The 16,341-nt window shown below is 55.0% G+C and carries 15 protein-coding genes; 6 read left to right on the top strand and 9 right to left on the bottom strand.

Going from position 1 to position 16,341, the window contains the following annotated elements:
• Positions 1 to 63 precede the first annotated feature (63 nt).
• Entirely contained in the window at positions 64 to 993 is a 930-nt protein-coding gene (locus AC2FI7_RS11115) for a LysR substrate-binding domain-containing protein (RefSeq protein ID WP_010441567.1), read from the bottom strand.
• 95 nt (positions 994 to 1,088) lie between these two features.
• Here AC2FI7_RS11115 and AC2FI7_RS11120 point away from each other — a divergent pair, with 95 nt between their 5' ends.
• The 3 genes from AC2FI7_RS11120 (at position 1,089) to AC2FI7_RS11130 (ending at position 3,593) form a co-directional block, all read left to right on the top strand.
• Positions 1,089 to 2,174, top strand: coding sequence for a hypothetical protein (locus AC2FI7_RS11120; RefSeq protein ID WP_010441568.1), 1,086 nt, complete (start codon positions 1,089 to 1,091; stop codon positions 2,172 to 2,174).
• Positions 2,175 to 2,327: 153 nt separating this feature from the next.
• Positions 2,328 to 3,272, top strand: coding sequence for a fatty acid desaturase family protein (locus tag AC2FI7_RS11125; RefSeq protein WP_010441570.1), 945 nt, complete (start codon positions 2,328 to 2,330; stop codon positions 3,270 to 3,272).
• Positions 3,273 to 3,275: 3 nt separating this feature from the next.
• On the top strand, positions 3,276 to 3,593 hold the full coding sequence (locus tag AC2FI7_RS11130) for a non-heme iron oxygenase ferredoxin subunit (RefSeq protein ID WP_010441571.1): 318 nt from the start codon (positions 3,276 to 3,278) through the stop codon (positions 3,591 to 3,593).
• A 7-nt stretch (positions 3,594 to 3,600) separates the two neighbouring features.
• Here AC2FI7_RS11130 and AC2FI7_RS11135 read toward each other — a convergent pair whose 3' ends face one another.
• The 4 genes from AC2FI7_RS11135 to AC2FI7_RS11150 are packed head-to-tail and all read right to left on the bottom strand — an operon-like array spanning position 3,601 to position 6,997.
• On the bottom strand, positions 3,601 to 4,482 hold the full coding sequence (locus AC2FI7_RS11135; protein ID WP_496816152.1) for an amino acid ABC transporter permease: 882 nt from the start codon (positions 4,480 to 4,482) through the stop codon (positions 3,601 to 3,603).
• Between the two features lie 54 nt (positions 4,483 to 4,536).
• On the bottom strand, positions 4,537 to 5,370 hold the full coding sequence (locus AC2FI7_RS11140) for a transporter substrate-binding domain-containing protein (protein ID WP_010441573.1): 834 nt from the start codon (positions 5,368 to 5,370) through the stop codon (positions 4,537 to 4,539).
• 36 nt (positions 5,371 to 5,406) lie between these two features.
• Positions 5,407 to 6,249 (bottom strand): amino acid ABC transporter permease, encoded by an 843-nt coding sequence (locus AC2FI7_RS11145; RefSeq protein ID WP_496816153.1) that lies wholly within the window; start codon positions 6,247 to 6,249, stop codon positions 5,407 to 5,409.
• A gap of 1 nt (position 6,250) precedes the next feature.
• Positions 6,251 to 6,997, bottom strand: a complete 747-nt coding sequence (locus AC2FI7_RS11150) for an amino acid ABC transporter ATP-binding protein (RefSeq protein WP_319544528.1) — start codon at positions 6,995 to 6,997, stop codon at positions 6,251 to 6,253.
• A 316-nt stretch (positions 6,998 to 7,313) separates the two neighbouring features.
• Here AC2FI7_RS11150 and AC2FI7_RS11155 point away from each other — a divergent pair, with 316 nt between their 5' ends.
• From AC2FI7_RS11155 to AC2FI7_RS11165, 3 genes are read left to right on the top strand one after another with little or no spacing between them, the layout of a single operon-like run.
• Positions 7,314 to 7,892, top strand: coding sequence for a carboxymuconolactone decarboxylase family protein (locus tag AC2FI7_RS11155; RefSeq protein WP_170774393.1), 579 nt, complete (start codon positions 7,314 to 7,316; stop codon positions 7,890 to 7,892).
• 11 nt (positions 7,893 to 7,903) lie between these two features.
• Positions 7,904 to 8,491: a helix-turn-helix domain-containing protein gene (locus AC2FI7_RS11160; RefSeq protein ID WP_010441577.1), complete on the top strand. Its 588-nt coding sequence runs from the start codon at positions 7,904 to 7,906 to the stop codon at positions 8,489 to 8,491.
• A 12-nt stretch (positions 8,492 to 8,503) separates the two neighbouring features.
• Positions 8,504 to 9,892, top strand: a complete 1,389-nt coding sequence (locus AC2FI7_RS11165; RefSeq protein WP_010441579.1) for an MATE family efflux transporter — start codon at positions 8,504 to 8,506, stop codon at positions 9,890 to 9,892.
• Here AC2FI7_RS11165 and AC2FI7_RS11170 read toward each other — a convergent pair.
• Genes AC2FI7_RS11170 through AC2FI7_RS11185 form a run of 4 tightly spaced genes read right to left on the bottom strand, consistent with a single transcriptional unit; the run spans position 9,873 to position 16,186 of the window.
• Complete coding sequence (locus AC2FI7_RS11170) at positions 9,873 to 11,111, bottom strand: NAD(P)/FAD-dependent oxidoreductase (RefSeq protein WP_010441581.1); 1,239 nt, start codon at positions 11,109 to 11,111, stop codon at positions 9,873 to 9,875. The genes AC2FI7_RS11165 and AC2FI7_RS11170 overlap by 20 nt on opposite strands.
• An 11-nt stretch (positions 11,112 to 11,122) precedes the next feature.
• Positions 11,123 to 12,136 carry an Ldh family oxidoreductase gene (locus tag AC2FI7_RS11175; RefSeq protein WP_496816154.1) on the bottom strand — a complete coding sequence of 338 codons (1,014 nt, stop codon included), beginning with the start codon at positions 12,134 to 12,136 and terminating at the stop codon, positions 11,123 to 11,125.
• 60 nt (positions 12,137 to 12,196) lie between these two features.
• Positions 12,197 to 13,717 carry a trimethylamine methyltransferase family protein gene (locus tag AC2FI7_RS11180; RefSeq protein WP_010441583.1) on the bottom strand — a complete coding sequence of 507 codons (1,521 nt, stop codon included), beginning with the start codon at positions 13,715 to 13,717 and terminating at the stop codon, positions 12,197 to 12,199.
• Positions 13,718 to 13,732: 15 nt separating this feature from the next.
• Positions 13,733 to 16,186 carry a GcvT family protein gene (locus AC2FI7_RS11185; protein WP_010441584.1) on the bottom strand — a complete coding sequence of 818 codons (2,454 nt, stop codon included), beginning with the start codon at positions 16,184 to 16,186 and terminating at the stop codon, positions 13,733 to 13,735.
• Between the last annotated feature and the right edge of the window lie 155 nt (positions 16,187 to 16,341).

The raw sequence follows: 16,341 nt of genomic DNA on the forward strand, positions 1-16,341 counted from the left end.
GGCATTATGGCATTCGATTGGCAATACGCCATGCCGGATTGGTAATAAAAGATATAAGGTGGGCTAATTCGAATTTGGCGCAAGCGGTGGCAAGTCTGGCTGAGCTGCTGCTTCGGCTTTTATCCAGTTCAGAAACTCGTTGACCTTCTGGCTATCCTTTGTCTCTGGGCGTCGCACAAGCCAATATGATAAAGGCGACAAGGTCATTTCCGAAAACGGACGAACCAGCCTGCCATCACATAGTGCATCAATGACCAATGGCTCGCGGCCTAACGCTACGCCCAGCCCTTCGATAGCGGCCTGAATGACCATGTTTGACTGCCCCAATCGGCGTGTCCGCGGCGATGAAGGCATGGTCAAGCCACTCTGCCGTGCCCAGAATTCCCAAGTAGGGCTGGATGTGCCGTGATGGAGGTTTTCATCAACAAGCAACGTGTGTTGCGCCAAATCCTGTATGCTTGTCAGCGATGAGGCAAGTGAAGGGGCGCAAACCGGAAACAGCCTTTCCCGCATCAACAAATCAACTTCCAACCCCGGATATTCTCCAAGCCCGTATCGGATACCGATATCTGAATCCGCTCCGGAGAACGGGTGGTAACCGGTGTCAGTCGCAATTGATATTGAAAGGTCAGGATGCGCCAGATCGAAGTGCAGTAGCCTTGGAAACAACCAATTAAAAGCAAATCCAGGCAGGCATGAGATGACTATTGTTCGATCCGAGCGGGTGCGGTCCCGCAATTGGGCGCACACTTCTGATATGCGTCCCAATCCATCTGCAATAGCCAGCGCTAGTTGTTCGCCTTCCCGGGTTGGACGCGATTGCCGCGCGCCTCGCACGAGTAAATCCCTGCCCAACCACTCTTCCAGTGTCCTGACATGCTGACTAACCGCGCTCTGACTGACCCCTAACTCGTCGGCAGCAGGAGAAAATCCAGAATGGCGCACGACCGCCTCAAAGGCGCGCAATGCAGAATAGGGCAGGTTCAAGATCATATTAGTGACCCTAATGTGAGCCATTAATACTTTCAAATGGATTAGCTCCCGCATCGGATCGTAAATTTGAGATACTAAGCAATCAGGATGTGTCGATGTCTGATATGACGCCGGAGCGGGGCGCTCTAAATCTGCTGATCAACTGCGCACGCGCATCTACGGGCGACAAGTTGTTGATTGCATATGAACCGCCCGAGTTTGGGTACTTCGATGCCGAATGCGTAGATGTCGTGAGCCGAGTAGCCCATAAGCTGGGAATGACCGTCGATACCGTCGATGTCGGCTTTAACCCCGACAATCCGCATCTGACACCTGATCTTATGGCCCGGTTCGAAGAAGCAGACATTATTCTGTTCCTTGCCCGGCTTGGGGATCAGTTGCGGTTTTCGGATATGCCGCAGGGCAAAAAGATTATTGTCAGCTTTGCATTGTCCAAAGAGATGCTGGGCTCGGGCTTTTCTAATGGCCACCACGATGCGTTCATGGAGCTTAAGGCCGATATCAACGCAGTGCTGGACTCATCGACTGAGGTGCGCCTGACCTGCCCGCTGGGCACTGATGTTCGTGGCAGACCGATTATGAACCTGAAACCAACAGGTGACACCTCGATCCTGCGCTTTCCAATGTCCGTCTTTACCCCTGTTCCGGCTTACAGTTTCTCGGGTCGCGTAGCTATCAGTTTTCTGACGGGAACAGGTTCGAAATACTATGACGACTATACGATTGAATTTGACCGCCCGGTCTTTGCGATAATGGAAAACGGGCGGTTGCTTCGCTTCGAAGGCGATCCTGCCAATGCGTCCAAGGCCGAAGCACATTATGACCGGGTCGCAGGAGATTTAGGTATCGACCGTAGCTTCGTTCATTCCTGGCATGCAGGCATTCACCCAGGCTGTGGTTATCCTTGGGACATGCGCGACAACTACGAACGCTGGGGCGGGTCTGCCTTTGGCAACCCGCGCATCCTGCACTTCCACACTTGCGGGGCCTACGCGCCCGGTGAAATCAGCTGGAATGTCATCGACCCGACAATCGAGATTGACGGCGTGACCCACTGGAACAACGGCGTTTTTCATGCGGATCGGTTGCCCAACGGGCAGACCATTCTGGATCAATACCCTTGTGCCGCAAGCCTGTTCAAATATCCCGACCCTGATATCGGATTAAGGGTCGCGAGCTGATCAATCGCGGCTTGATCGAATCATCACCTGTCGAAATAATCTTGTTAATAGGACCTGATCGAGTTGGTCCTTTGGTGCGGAGCACTCCCGTCTCCGGTGCCGGAATACGCGTAGAGTGCAAGGCCCCCGCTCCGGCAAACTCATGGAAATCACATGTCAAAAGCTATCGTCACGCCGCTGACTCAGGCACTGGCCGAAGGAAAACTGACGCGCGAAGAACTCAAAGGATTCATGCAACGCTCGAACGCGCCTGGATTGCGTCATCTTGCACTTTGGATTTTGGTACTGACCTGCACTACAACTCTGATCACCTTGGCTTGGAACAGTTGGCTGATCTGGCCCGCGATGTTTCTGCAGGGCGTCGTCCTGGTTCACCATTTCTCACTACAACATGAGTGTGTCCACTACACGGTGTTTCGTACCCGCTGGCTGAACGATCTGGTCGGGCAGATTTGCGGCCTGATTATCATCCTGCCACACCGGTTCTTTCGGTACGAGCATTGTGACCATCACACCTATACCCAACTGACCGGAGAAGATCCCGAATTGATCCCGCTACCGAAAACACTTGGTCAGTATTTTCTGTATTTATCTGCCCTACCCTACTGGCGCGGCAAATTCACTGAACTGTTCCGGCATGCCTTTGGCAAACTCAGCGACGTTGAACTGCGATTTATTCCCAAAGAAGAACATCAATCGGTCTATTGGGACGCGCGCCGGATGTTGGCCATCTACGCAACGATATTGCTGGCCATGGCGGTCACCGGTTGGTGGGGCTTGATCTGGTACTGGATCATACCACTGTTTCTGGGTGAGCCAGTGATGCGCTTTGTGCGCATGACTGAACATGTTGGGCGGCCCACCGTGGCGCAGATGTCAGAAAACACCCGCACCAATCTGGTGTCAAAACCTATGTCCTTTTTGTGCTGGAACATGAACTATCACGCCGAGCATCACTATGTCGCCTCGGTCCCTTTCCACGCCCTGCCCCGTCTGCACGAGAAGTTGAAAGATCACATCTTTGTCGAAAAAGGCGGCTATCTGGCCGCGCATCGCGACATTCTGCGTCAGATCATGCGACGCAAGACGAGGGCTTGAGTGATGAAAGCAGAAAAACCCTGGCGCGATGTGATCGAAGTATCAAAACTGGAAGAGAATTGGGTCACGCGCGTGGAAATCGGACCACGTATGATTGCGGTGTACGATACACCCAGCGGAGTCTACGCCTCGCTGGCATTGTGTAACCATGGTGGGGCCGATTTATGCGACGGTTATTTTGACGGCCACGTGATCGAATGCCCATTACATCAGGGCGCATTCGATGTCCGGGACGGCAAGCCCGTTTCAGCACCAGCAACCCGCGCGATGCGCGTATTTGAAACACGAGTGCAGGACGGTATGGTTCAGGTCCGTATGTGACCTGAGCCTAGCGCTTTTCAGATCGCTTCTCGAGCCGCGCAAAGATGCGGCTGAGACCAAAGCATACAACAAAATAGAACGCCGCGGTTGTGATCCACGCCTCGAAGATCATCCGGGACGAGGCGACCAGTTCGACGGTTTTGTAGGTTAGTTCCTGCACCGAGATCAACGACAGGATCGAGCTGTCCTTGATCAATGAAATGAACTGGTTGGCCAGCGGTGGCACAACCTTTTTCATCGCCTGCGGCAGCACGACGTAGCGCAGCTCCTGCATGCGGCTCATCCCGATCGAGCGTGCCGCTTCGCGCTGCCCCTTCGGGATCGACTGAATTCCGGCACGTACGATTTCGCCGACAAACGCACTTTCAAACAGGGCTAGAACGATCACGCCTGAAACAAGCGATGGAAAGCGCCGCATTTCGCCGAAGAAAAAGGTCCAGATCTGGTTGTTTTCCTGCCGTGCAATACCGCGCGCCCAACGTTCAAGATTCAACGCATCGATCAGTTGTTGAGATAGGAAAAAGAAGAAGATGAAAACAACGACGACAGGCGGCACATTGCGCAGAAACTCGAGGTATGTGCGCGCCAGCATGCGTATGGTCAGATTGGCCGAACAGCGTGCAATTCCCAGAATTGTACCAAGAATGAGCGCCAGAATACCCGAATAGATGCTGATGCGAACCGTCGCTGCTAAACCCTGCAGCAGCAGATTTGCAAAATACTCTTCGCGCCCGGAATGCCAGCCAACAATATAGCTTGGGATCAGTTCCCAACGCCATTTGTAATTCAGCGTACCTTCGATCGACAGCCAGATATACCCAAAGAAGGTTATCAAAACCGCCACAATCACATAGTCGGGCCATCTGAGTTTTCTAAGGAAATCCTGCACCAAAGCGCTCCGCATAAGGACCGGGGGCGGTGGGTCCGCCCCCAGTCAGAGTGGTTATTGGGCGACCTGGTCGGCCCACTCTTCAGTGGCAAACCAGTAATTGTGGCGCTCTTCCAGCCAGCCGGACCGCCAATTCTGTGCAATCCAGTTGTTGAAGAAATTCATCGCGTCGGGATCTCCTTTGCGCATCCCAAACGCCTCACCACGCGGGTCGAACAGCTCGCCTTCAAGCACAACCAGTGTTTCCGGATTGCGCCCCGCCTCGCGGTTGGGGGTTGGCTGCGATGCCATTGTGGCGTGGGCGTTGCCATTCAGCACTTCCTGAGTCGATGCGCCATCTTCATCAAACAACAGCAGATTAGCCTCAGGGAATGCCTTGGCAATCACGGTTGCCGGCGTTGCGCCACGACGCGCAGCAAAGGTAACGTCAGATGAGTTCAAGTCCTCACGCGCCATGCCTGCAGTCAACTCTTTGTTGGCCAGAATGGCCAAGCCAGAATAGGCATAAGGGTCAGTGAAGTTGATCGTCAGGTTCCGCTGAGCAGTCACCGACATGCCCGAGATGATCACGTCGAAATTACCAGACACAAGGGCCGGGATAATGCCATCCCAGGCAGTTGGAACAAATTCGACCTCAACGCCCATGTCTTCGGCCAATTTTCGGCCAACATCCAGTTCGAACCCGATCAAATCGCCGTTCTTGTCACGCATCGACCAAGGTACAAACAGCGATAGGCCAATCCGGATCACCCCATCCTGTTTGATCGTTTCAATTACACTTTCGCTGGACAGTTCCTGAGTTGCGCTTTGCGCCCAGCTTGAGGTCGCCATGCCAGTTGCCACGACCGCGCCCAGGGCAACCCCGAGCATTCTGCGAGATAGCTTCATCTTGGTTCTCCTTGTTGTCCGTTTAAATTCTTGTGGTTATTGGTCGACGGCATATTTCTTCTCCAGATAACTTACGCCGATCGACAGGATCAGGGTCACCGCCAGATAGACCAGTGCGATGGTGAACCAGATTTCAAAACTCATGTAAGTGTCGGATATGATGTTGCGTCCGAAAGTGGTCAGTTCGGCGACGGCAATGACGCTGACAATGGCCGAGGATTTGATTAGGTGAACAACCTCGCCCGTCATCGGCGGCAACATAAACCGAACAGATTGCGGAAGGATGATGTAACGATAGGTCTGATAGGGGGTCATTCCGATGGATTTAGCCGCCTCCCACTGACCAGTTGGGATGGCATTAATCCCAGCCCGCAGAATTTCGGATATCAGCGCCGAATGAAACACCGCCAAGGTCAGAATACTGGCGGTATACCGGTCAAATCCAAAAATCGGACCCAGCACGTAGTAGAACAGATATAGCAGGACCAGTAGAGGAATGTTTCGGATAAGTTCAAGGAAGCCAACTGCTACAGCCGTACCAATTACCAGGCCGGATAGACGCAGCAACGCGACCAGCAGTCCAATAGCAGTGGCCAACAGGAAAGAAATGACAGACAATTTGATCGTGGCGACCAACCCTATGGGTATCTCACCCCACTCAAAGCCGATTTCTGTGTTGCGGTAGAGGAACTGGGGCACCCGGTACCATTGCCAGTTATACCCCATTCCCTGAGCACCAACATACGAGCCATAGGCGATCAGCCCCACGATGATTGCATAAATCGCGACCGAGACAAACACCGAGCCAAAGAACCGCTTGTAGAATGGCGGTTTCGGCAACGACTGCCCTTTTCCCCGTGATATGCCCAGATCGGTCACGTCAGTGCTCCAATATCTGGTTCAGGAACAGGCGACAGCGTTCGCTGGACGGGTTGGTAAAGAATTGTTCTGGGGGTGAAATTTCCACGATCTGCCCGGCCTCCATAAAGACCATCGTGTCAGCGACCTTACGGGCAAACCCCATCTCATGGGTGACAACAACCATGGTCATACCGGTATCGGCAAGTTCCACCATCACATCCAGCACTTCATTTATCATCTCTGGATCAAGCGCAGAGGTCGGCTCATCAAACAGCATGATCCGGGTTTCCATGCACAAGGACCGCGCGATGGCAACGCGCTGTTGTTGCCCACCCGACAATTGCGCCGGATACTTGTCGGCCTGCTCGGGAATGTGAACTCGATCAAGATAATTGCGTGCGGTTTCCTCGGCCTGAGCTTTGGTAATCTTTCGCACCTTCATCGGCCCGATCATCAGGTTTTCAAGCACGGTCAAATGCGGAAACAGGTTAAACTGCTGAAACACCATTCCGACTTCTTGCCGCAACTCACGTATTTCTTTTGCGTCTTTGTAAACTTCGATGCCATCAATCACGAGACGTCCAGAGTTATGCCATTCCAACCCATTGAAACAACGGATCAGCGTGGATTTTCCCGACCCAGACGGGCCACAGATCACAACCTTTTCACCCTGATGAACAGTCAGATCGATATTCTTGAGTGCATGGAAGGTGCCATAATACTTATCAAGATTGGTCACTTCTATCATGGGGGAGGGCTGAGTCATGCCGAACCTGTCGATATCCGGGTCAGACGCATTAGCTGACCTTTGAGGTTGCGAGTATAGCCCGTCAACAAACCAGGCGCATTTCGACCTTGCGCGCATTTGATCAACCGCGATCCGTCGTCATGCCTGTTGGCACAAGACATCGGCAGCTTTGAATTTGGCAAAGCGGAGCAATCTGGCAAAGCTTCAGAATCCTCAAATCTGTTGCGCGCTAATCAATATGGTTGCGTAATGTGCAATATTCGTCAATAAAAAACTCAACGGGCGCTCGGTCGCCGCCTCGAAATACGAAAATAAACTATAGAAGGACGAATGAATGTCTGCCTGGATTCGGATGATATCTGACGAAGATGCCGACGAACATTTGAAGAATACCCTTGATTTAGCGCGTACGCCGCATGGGACAGTGGACAACGTGATGCGTGTCCATTCGCTACGTCCCAACACCATGAAAGGGCACGTCATTTTGTATCGCGCCTGCCTTCATGATGACGCCAATTCAGTGCCTATGTGGTTTCAGGAAGTTATTAGCTCCTACGTTTCCACGCTGAACACGTGCCCTTACTCCTATGCCAACCACTGGGCAAACGCCCGTCATCTGATCGGTGACGACGCACGCGCCGACTCAATTGAGGCTGCGCTTACGGCGCATCGCCCCCAGGATGCGTTCGAGGGCGCACATCTGGCCGCGTTGAGCTATGCTGAGAAGCTGACGCTGTCGCCGGGCACCATGGAAGAATCGGATGTAGACGCCTTGAAAGATGCTGGCTGGGAAGACGGTGAGATCCTCGAAATCAATCAAATCGTGGGATATTTCAATTATGCCAATCGGTTGCTGAATGGTCTGGGTGTCACAACAAAAGGAGACGTCGTAGGCTATTACGGCGAAGATTGACGGGACGTTTCATGCAAGTTGACACGCCGGGAAGACAGATTGACCGTGCCATTGGCGCCTCTCTGAGGGAGCTGCGTCAAAGCCGGAAGCAATCCGCCCGCCGGCTTGCCGAACAATCGGGTATTTCGGCTGCGATGGTCAGCCGTATCGAAAATGGGCTGGTATCACCTTCGATTGACACTCTTGCGGCATTGGCGGAAGCACTAGAAGTCCCCATCGTTTCACTGTTTCGCGAAGCAAGAACTGATCACACTGACTATACCCTCGTGCGCCATGGCGAAGGGTTGAAGTCCACTCGCTTAGCCGGTGGACATTCGCATGAATATGTCAACCTCGCATTGCACTCTCGGAAAGACCTGCGTTTCCAGGCCCGTCGCGTAACGCTGTTGCGGGATGAGGGACAACCGCCCACCTATGTCGGGCACGGCGTTGTGTTTGTTCAGGTCCTCGAAGGACAGGCAGTCTATCGCTATGGCGAAGCAAGATTCACGCTTTCAGCCGGGGATAGTATTAGTGTTGATGCGGAATTGAACCACGGCTTTGAAGAGGTTCTGACACCCGAGTTCGTCTTCCTCACCGTTCAAGCCGAGCGCCCTTAGGGGCTTACTGAGGTGGCTGCCCCAACCGATATTGATCTGACACGCGGGCCGATCTCAGCCCATTTTCGAACCTTAGCCATCCCAGCGGCAATTGGGATGCTGTTCAACACGCTCTACAACGTCGTAGATATGTTCTTTGCCGGGCTCCTCTCGACCAGTGCGCAAGCAGGCCTGGCATTGGGTTTTCAGGCATTCTTCATCGCAATCTCAGTCGGGGTTGGATTGGGCGCAGCAATGAGCGCGCTCGTCGGTAATGCCTTGGGTGCCGGTGATAATCGCGCGGCACGGCGGTTTGCAGCTCAAGGGATGATCTACGGTTTCATCGCAGCCGGAGTTTTGGCATTGGCAGGGCTCTGGTACGGCCCGGCACTTATTCAATTGGTTTCGGAACCGGGACCATATCGCGAAGCGGGATTACGCTATTTCTACTGGCTATTACTGGCCCTGCCCGGGTTCCTTTTGGCCTTTGGATGCAACGGAATTCTTCAAGCACATGGGGACGCGGTTTCGATGCAACGCGCTCTTATCGTTGCGTTTTTTGCCAATATTGGCCTCAATCCGTTGTTGATCTTTGGTATCCCGGGCTTGATCCCCGGCATCGGGTTCGATGGCCTCGCCATTTCTACGGTAATCAGCCAAACCGGTGTGATGGTGTTCATGATCCGCCAGGTGCTCAGACGCCGAAGAATGAGGCGCATGCGGGCAAGAAATTTCATTCCGCGCCTGCAAAAGTTCAAGGAAATCTCAGTTCAAGTCCTTCCAACGGCCACATCGTTCATCGTGATGCTCCTATCAGGTTTTGTCGTGCAGTTCGCGTTGAAAATCTTCGGCGAGCACGCGATTGCGGGCTTCGGTGTCGCTATTAGGTTGGAGCAGATTCTGCTATTGCCTGTGCTCGGGGTCACTGGTGCGCTGCTTCCCATCGCATCTCAGAATTTCGGGGCACGGGACTATGAAAGGGTGCGCGAAGCCCTGTTTTATTGCTGGAAAGTCGGGCTGGTCATGACCGCTATTGCGGCCCCTATCCTGTGGATATTTGGCCGGTCTCTGCTGGGTCTCTTTACCGATGATCCCGAAGTTATTCGCGTGGGGCTCAGCTATCTACGTGTCGATAGTCTGATCCTTCCATTCTATATGATGCTGTTTTCAATCAACTCGCTGCTGCAGGCGCTAAAACGGCCAATCTGGACAGTATGGATCAGCCTCTATCGTCAGGGATTTGGCGTCGCTTTTTTTGTCTGGATTTTTATCGGCGTTCTCGGCTTCAACGAAATCGGTGTCTGGTATGGAACCGCCTGTGCCGTGATCACTGGATGGATGATCGGGCTTTTGGTGGCATCTTACGTCGCCCATAAGGAATTGGGCGGGCTCTGGCTTAGTTTTAGAACCGATCCGGGCTGAAGGCCTGTATATCGATGCTCGGTACCCTGCCAGCGATTACATCTGCAACAAGTCGCGCCGTCGTCGCTCCCAATGTCAGACCCAGTTGCCCGTGGCCCGTAGCAAAAGTGACATTGGTCAGACGCCTGCTGCGGCCAATGATCGGGCGTGTATCAGGCGTAAAAGGGCGACGACCCATGCGGCGCTCAAATTTCTCAGTCCGCAACCCCGGCAATACACGGTGCGCACGTTTGACCAGTACATCGGCCCGGTTCCAATCGGGCTGCGCATTCAAGTCCGCAAACTCTGCGGTGCCTGCCACGGCCAGCGCATCCTCATAAGGGGTGATGCCAAACCCGCCCTTTGCGTAAAACACCGTGTGGCGCAGATCGATTCCACTGTCGTGCAAAGCAGTTGAGTATCCGATAACACCCTCCATGCGCAGTGGAATATTCAACTTCTTAGCCAAAACGCGCGAATGCGTGCCTGCGGCAACTACAAACTCATCCGCGCTAAGCGTGCGCCCGTCGCCGGTATGCACGTTTTGGATATGTTGACCATCACGAGTAAAGTCGACCGCTGCATTCGAGACAATCTCCCCGCCCCGTTGGGTGAAGCTCTGCATCAGAATTTCGACCAACAGTTTTGGATCCGTCACAAAGCTCCAATCCCGTAACAGCGCTGCATATTTGAAATCGGGCGCAATAGCGGGGTCCATCTCATGCGCTTCATGGCCTGATACCTGGTCGATGGTGCACCCGAACTCACGCGCGAGATCAAAGGCTGCGCGCATGGTCGCAAGGTCATTGTCATCATCAAACAGCTTGATCACTGGTCGCTCAACCAAAAGCTCTGGGTGACCAACATCTGCGAGCTGCGCTTTGAAATCATCAGTGGCAGCAAAGGTGAGTTGTGCCAGATCGGCGGTAATCGCCCGCATCTTCGAACGCCGCGCATTGGCTGTGAACCGCGCAAACCAAGGAATCAGCTTCAATGCCGAGGCTGGCCGCAAAGAAAGCGGGGCCTCGGAATCCAGCAACCAACCCGGCACTTTCATCAGCATCCCCGGCTGCGACAAAGGCACGATCTCGCCAACCGCGATACAGCCGCAGGAGGCCCAGCTTGCCCCCTCACCCACCGGTCCGGGTTCAACGACCGTGACAGAGTGCCCCTGCGACTGCAGTGTTAAAGCACAGGAAATTCCGACAACACCGCCACCGATTACAACGACCCGAGACATTCGTGCGGCCTCTACTGAAGTTCGCGCAGTTGTGCCATCAATTCAGCAGTGACACTAACTCCATCCGCTTCGGCAGCAGCGCGATTCTTCAACCTTCCATCTCCGGGGACGCGTGCATCGCCATTACCTTCAATCTCGCCGCAAATGCGCTGGACATATTCTCCAAACGCTTCGTTGCCAAACCGCGCCGGATCAATTGCGATCAGCGTGTTGCCGCCTTTGATATTTAACGCCCCGTGCGCTTCGCGCTTGGCGTTGTCGACGGACAAGGTTCCGCCAGCCAGTGCTGCACCGAGGACCTCGATCAGGAATGCAATCGCTGCTCCCTTGTGTTCACCAAATGGCAACAAACTGCGGGTTTCCAGTATGGCGTTGGGGTCACGTGTCGGCTGTCCCTCTGGATCAAGCCCTGCAGGACGTGGTAAATCATGCCCTTCCGCAGCTGCCATGCGAATATCCATAAGTGCCACCATGGACGATGCCTGATCCCAGACGACCGGCTCACCCCCAGGTCGAGGGCAGGCAAAAGACATCGGATTGGTGCCAAAAACCGGGCGAACGCCCCCTTGTGGCACCACCATGGAAAGCGAGTTCACGACACCTAGCGCGACCAGTCCAGCCTCAGCTAACGAACCGGTATCGAACCGTAACGCCCCCAGATGGTGGCAATTGGCACAACTGAATGCCGCAATCCCGTTCTCGCGCGCCATCTCAATAAGCTCGTTCCGCGCTTTGGCGGCCACGATCTGGTAATAACCATTGTCGCCATCCCCCCGCAAAACACCCGGAGCGATACGTTCAACACTCGGGTTGGCGGCGGGGTTGGCGTAGCCCGAAGCAAAGCTCTGCGCATAAACAGGTAACATTCGTAGGCCATGGCTTCGTGGCCCGTCTCGTTCGCTCATTCGAACAAGATCGGCCAATACTGCGCTACCGTGCTCATCCACTCCCGCAGCCACAAAGACAGACCTGGCCAAGCCCCTTACCTCGTCGAGTGAGAGCGTTGTCGTCGAGTCATCGGTCATGTGCGTGATCCTGTCCTTGGGTTATGAACCGGGCACGTTAGCGCCCGCTTTCCAGATTAATCAAGCGCTGTATTCCAACCGCTTTTTGGCGACGAACTCATCCAACGCACCGCGCTGATCATCCGGCATTGGCGGCCGCACATAGGTGTTTAGCATACGCTGCGCCTCTTCCGTACCAACGACTTCGGCGGTTTTCGAGCCCTCAGCTTCCCACTGTTCAAAACTGTCATTGTTTTGCAAGTGGTTCATGTGCATGGGGTTCTCACGCGTGTGGTCGGTGCCTAGGAAATGTCCGCCGGGTCCGATGTTTTCGATGTCGCCCAGCAAAGCGTCCAGATTCTCCTCTTGCAGGCCACTGAAGAAACGGTGGAAGTTCTCTAACTGCAATGCGTCCTGCACCCATTTCGAATAGCTGACCCCAAGCGCGCCCTCAAGAAAGCCCGCCGAGTGGACGATGTAGTTCGCACCGCCCAGCAGCACCGGCCACATGGTATTTGCGGTGTCGAACGCCGCCTGCATATCCGGGGATTTCGATCCGGTCCACATCGTGCAGGTTCGCCACGGCACACCGTAGAACCGCGCCATCTGACCCACCAAAAGGTTCATCAAGCCGGGCTCCGGGGACCCCATCATCGGTGCGCCTGTCTTCATCGAAACGCCCATGATCGCGACGCCCAATACCATCGGTGCTCCGCGCCGAATGATCTGGCTGTAAGCCATTCCCGCCAGCGATTCGGCGATCAGCAGCGCGACACCTCCCTGCGGGCTGGCAGGTGTGCTTGCCCCGGCAAGGACAAAGGGCGACAGCAGGCAGGGCTGGTTGGCAGCGGCATAGACGCGCAAGCTTTGCAACATGGTCTCATCCCAGACGAGCGGTGTGTTGCAGTTCAGTAGGGCCGCCATTACCACATTGTTGTCGACAAATTCCTCACCAAACACGATGCGAGTCATCTCAACCGAATCCAGTGCCGCCTGTTCCGACAGCACCGAACCTTTGATCGGTTTGTCCGTCAAGGTCAGTGCGGCATGAACCAACTCTAGATGGCGTTGCGGGACGGGCACATCCTGCGGCTCAACCGGCAAAATACCCGGCACCATCATCGACTGGCTCATTTGGCTGAGCTTGAAGAAATTATGTGCATCCTCAAGCATCGAAGGGCGGCGCACGCCATCCAGACCGTAGACAAACGGCGCACCATAAGCGTTGGCAAAGACCGAATGCTGATTGCCCACCCGAAGCGAGCGTTCCGGGTTGCGCGCGGCATAGCCCCACTCTGGGGGAACGGCCGAGATCAGGTCCATCAGCATCTCGCGCCCGATACGCACCCGTTCACCCTGCACATCCGCACCGTATTTCTTCCAGTCGGCTAAGGCGACGGGGTCACGGAATTCAATGCCTGTTGCCTCAAGGATCGTCATTGCGGCGTTGTGAATCTTCTCAACGCCTTCGGGGCCAAGCAGATCAATTGGTCCCACCTTGCGGTTGAGCGTCGACAGGTAGACGGGGGGCGGGTTGGTGCGAGCCTTGACCCGCGCGGCACGTCCGCCGCCACGGCCCGAGCGTGCTTTGACTTCTGCCATCTCAATTCCTCCGGATCAGGCGCGGGCGCGGGTGCTGGTGGGATCAACGGCGCAGGTATCGATCACTTCGGCCTCGCGCATTTCATTGTGGATAAGCACCTGCATTTTGGTGCCGGGTGCCGTCATGTCCTGTGGCACCAGTGCCATCGCAATGTCGTGGTTGCAGTAAAACGAGAACCCGCCCGAGGTGACCCGCCCGATCAACTTACCATCGGCATAGACGCCTTCGTCGAACATCACCGAGGTATCGCAGAACGGCAGCTTCAGTGTGACCAGCGTGTTGTATCCACCATCGGCCTGTTGCTTCTGCAGCGCGGCTTTGCCGATGAAGTCACGTTCGGCCACCTGCCCGCCGATCTTTTCTGTCATCGCCACGAAACGGCCCAGATCGGCCTCATAGGGTGTCAGGTCCTTGCAAATCTCGCGATTGATGGCGCGATAGGATTTCTCAAGTCGCATCGATTCCAGCGCCTCAAGACCGAAGGGTTTCACGCCGGTCTTCAGCAGCAGATCAACGAGGTGGCGATTGTACCCAACCGGGTGATGCAGTTCCCATCCAAGCTCTCCGGTATACGAGACACGCAGCAGGTGCACACCTTTGGCATAGCCCACCTCACCCATCTGCGCCGAGAGCCACGGGAAGGCTTCATTTGACAGATCATTGTCCGTCAGCGGCTGTAAGATTTCGCGTGCCTTGGGCCCGGCTAGCGCGATCACGCCCAGCTGCTCTGAGATGTCCTCGATCACGACAGACCCGTCGCGCGGCAGCGCGCGCTGTAGTTGGTCCCAGTTATAGGCCCGCCAGTTCGGTGTTGAGATCAGGTAGAAATCGTCGTCGGCATAGCGCACGATGGTGTATTCCGCATCCATGCCGCCCTTGTCGTTCAGCATCAGCGACAGGGTCATGCGGCCCACTTTTGGCAGTTTGTTGGCCATGATGCTGTCTAACCACTGTGCGGCCCCCTGTCCGCGAACGGTGAATTTGGTCATCGGAGACATTTCGATGAAACCAGCTTCTTCACGTGTAGTTCGCACCTCTTTCTGAACCCGCTCCATATGATTGGTGCGACGGAAGCTGTGTTCGGGGATCGCTTCTTCGGGTGATTTGGCGAACCATCGCGGGAATTCGTAGCCATTGAAGCTGGTCCAGACTGCTCCTTGTGCGGTCAGCAGATCATATGACCCGACGGTCTTCATAGGACGCGCATCGGGGAAGTCCTCGCCCGGCACATGCGCATCCATATGGGTGCCCCATGTCTCGCGCACCTTATCCATGGTCCAGCGCTTGGAGGCATAATCCGAGAACCTGCGCGGATCGAGTTCCGACATATCCATGCCCGGATCGCCATCGACGATCCACTTGGCCAGACGGTTGCCAACCGTCCCGCCCCACAGAATGCCACCGGGCATGCCTTCGGCCAGCCAGAGGTTTTCATGTCCCGGCGCTGGACCGGCCAAAGGCAGCTCGTCCGGTGTCATCTGAAATGGACCGCGGGTGTTGGCTTTGATCCCAACCTCACCCAGTGTGGGCACCCTTTCAATCGCGCGTTCCCACTGAGTTTCCACGGCGTCGAAATCCTCGGGCAGTAGATCAGCGCCAAATTCCGGTGGCACGCGGTCTTCGGCAAATAGCTTGAGGTCTTTGGTGAATTCATAGGGCCCGAACTGGATGCCGCCCACATCTTCGCGCAGATAAGCGCCGTAATCTTCATCCCGCAGGATCGGGAATTCTGGCAGGCCCTCCGCCCGGCGCTCTTTCAGCAGCGGTACGGTCTCGGTGGTCCAATACTGGTGAACGATCGGAATACAGGGCAGATCCAACCCCACGCGGCGTGCGTTTTCGCGGGCATAGTTGCCAGTCGCGAAGATCAGATGCTCACATGTGATCTCACCCTGGTTGGTGGTCACTTTCCAATGGCCGTTATCCAGCTTTTCATAGGCCTGAGCCTCGGTGTTCTGGTAAACCTTGGCACCAGCATCGCGTGCCAGCTTGGCCAGAGCCATGGTGATATCGGCCGGATTCACGTACCCGTCTTCGGTGTGCAGGATACCACCCCGAATGTCCGGGCTCTGGTTTAGCAACGGATGGACTTCGGTAATCTCTTCAGGGGTCAGTAGCTTGCAAGGTACGCCAGCCGCCTCGGCAATCGAGATATAAGACTGGAACTCGTCCCAGCGCTTTTCAGTGTTGGCGACCCGCAGTTGACCAACCTTCCGCAACCCGACCGAGCTGCCCATCTTTTCTTCAACCTCAGTATAGATGCGGATGGTTTCCATCGTCATCTTCGACACATTGTGCGACCGCACGAAGGTCACCAACAGACCCGCTGCATGCCAAGTCGAGCCGGAGGTTAGTGTTGTACGTTCCAGCATGACCGCATCTGTGCAGCCATGTTCTGTCAGCCCGTAAAGGATCGACGCCCCTACGCAACCTCCTCCGACAACCACGACTTTTGCATGTGACTGCATTCCGCAACTCCTTCAAACTGTGCACGACCAACAAGGGATCGCATTGCAAACCGGTTGGGGAGCATTTTCATCGGGAACCGTTGGCCGACAATTGCAAAAAGATTCACTCTGAGTTAGATGAAATAAGTCTATAGCCAGACGATCTCCTTTAATTT

This window comes from Ruegeria sp. YTSA064 (assembly GCF_059610325.1).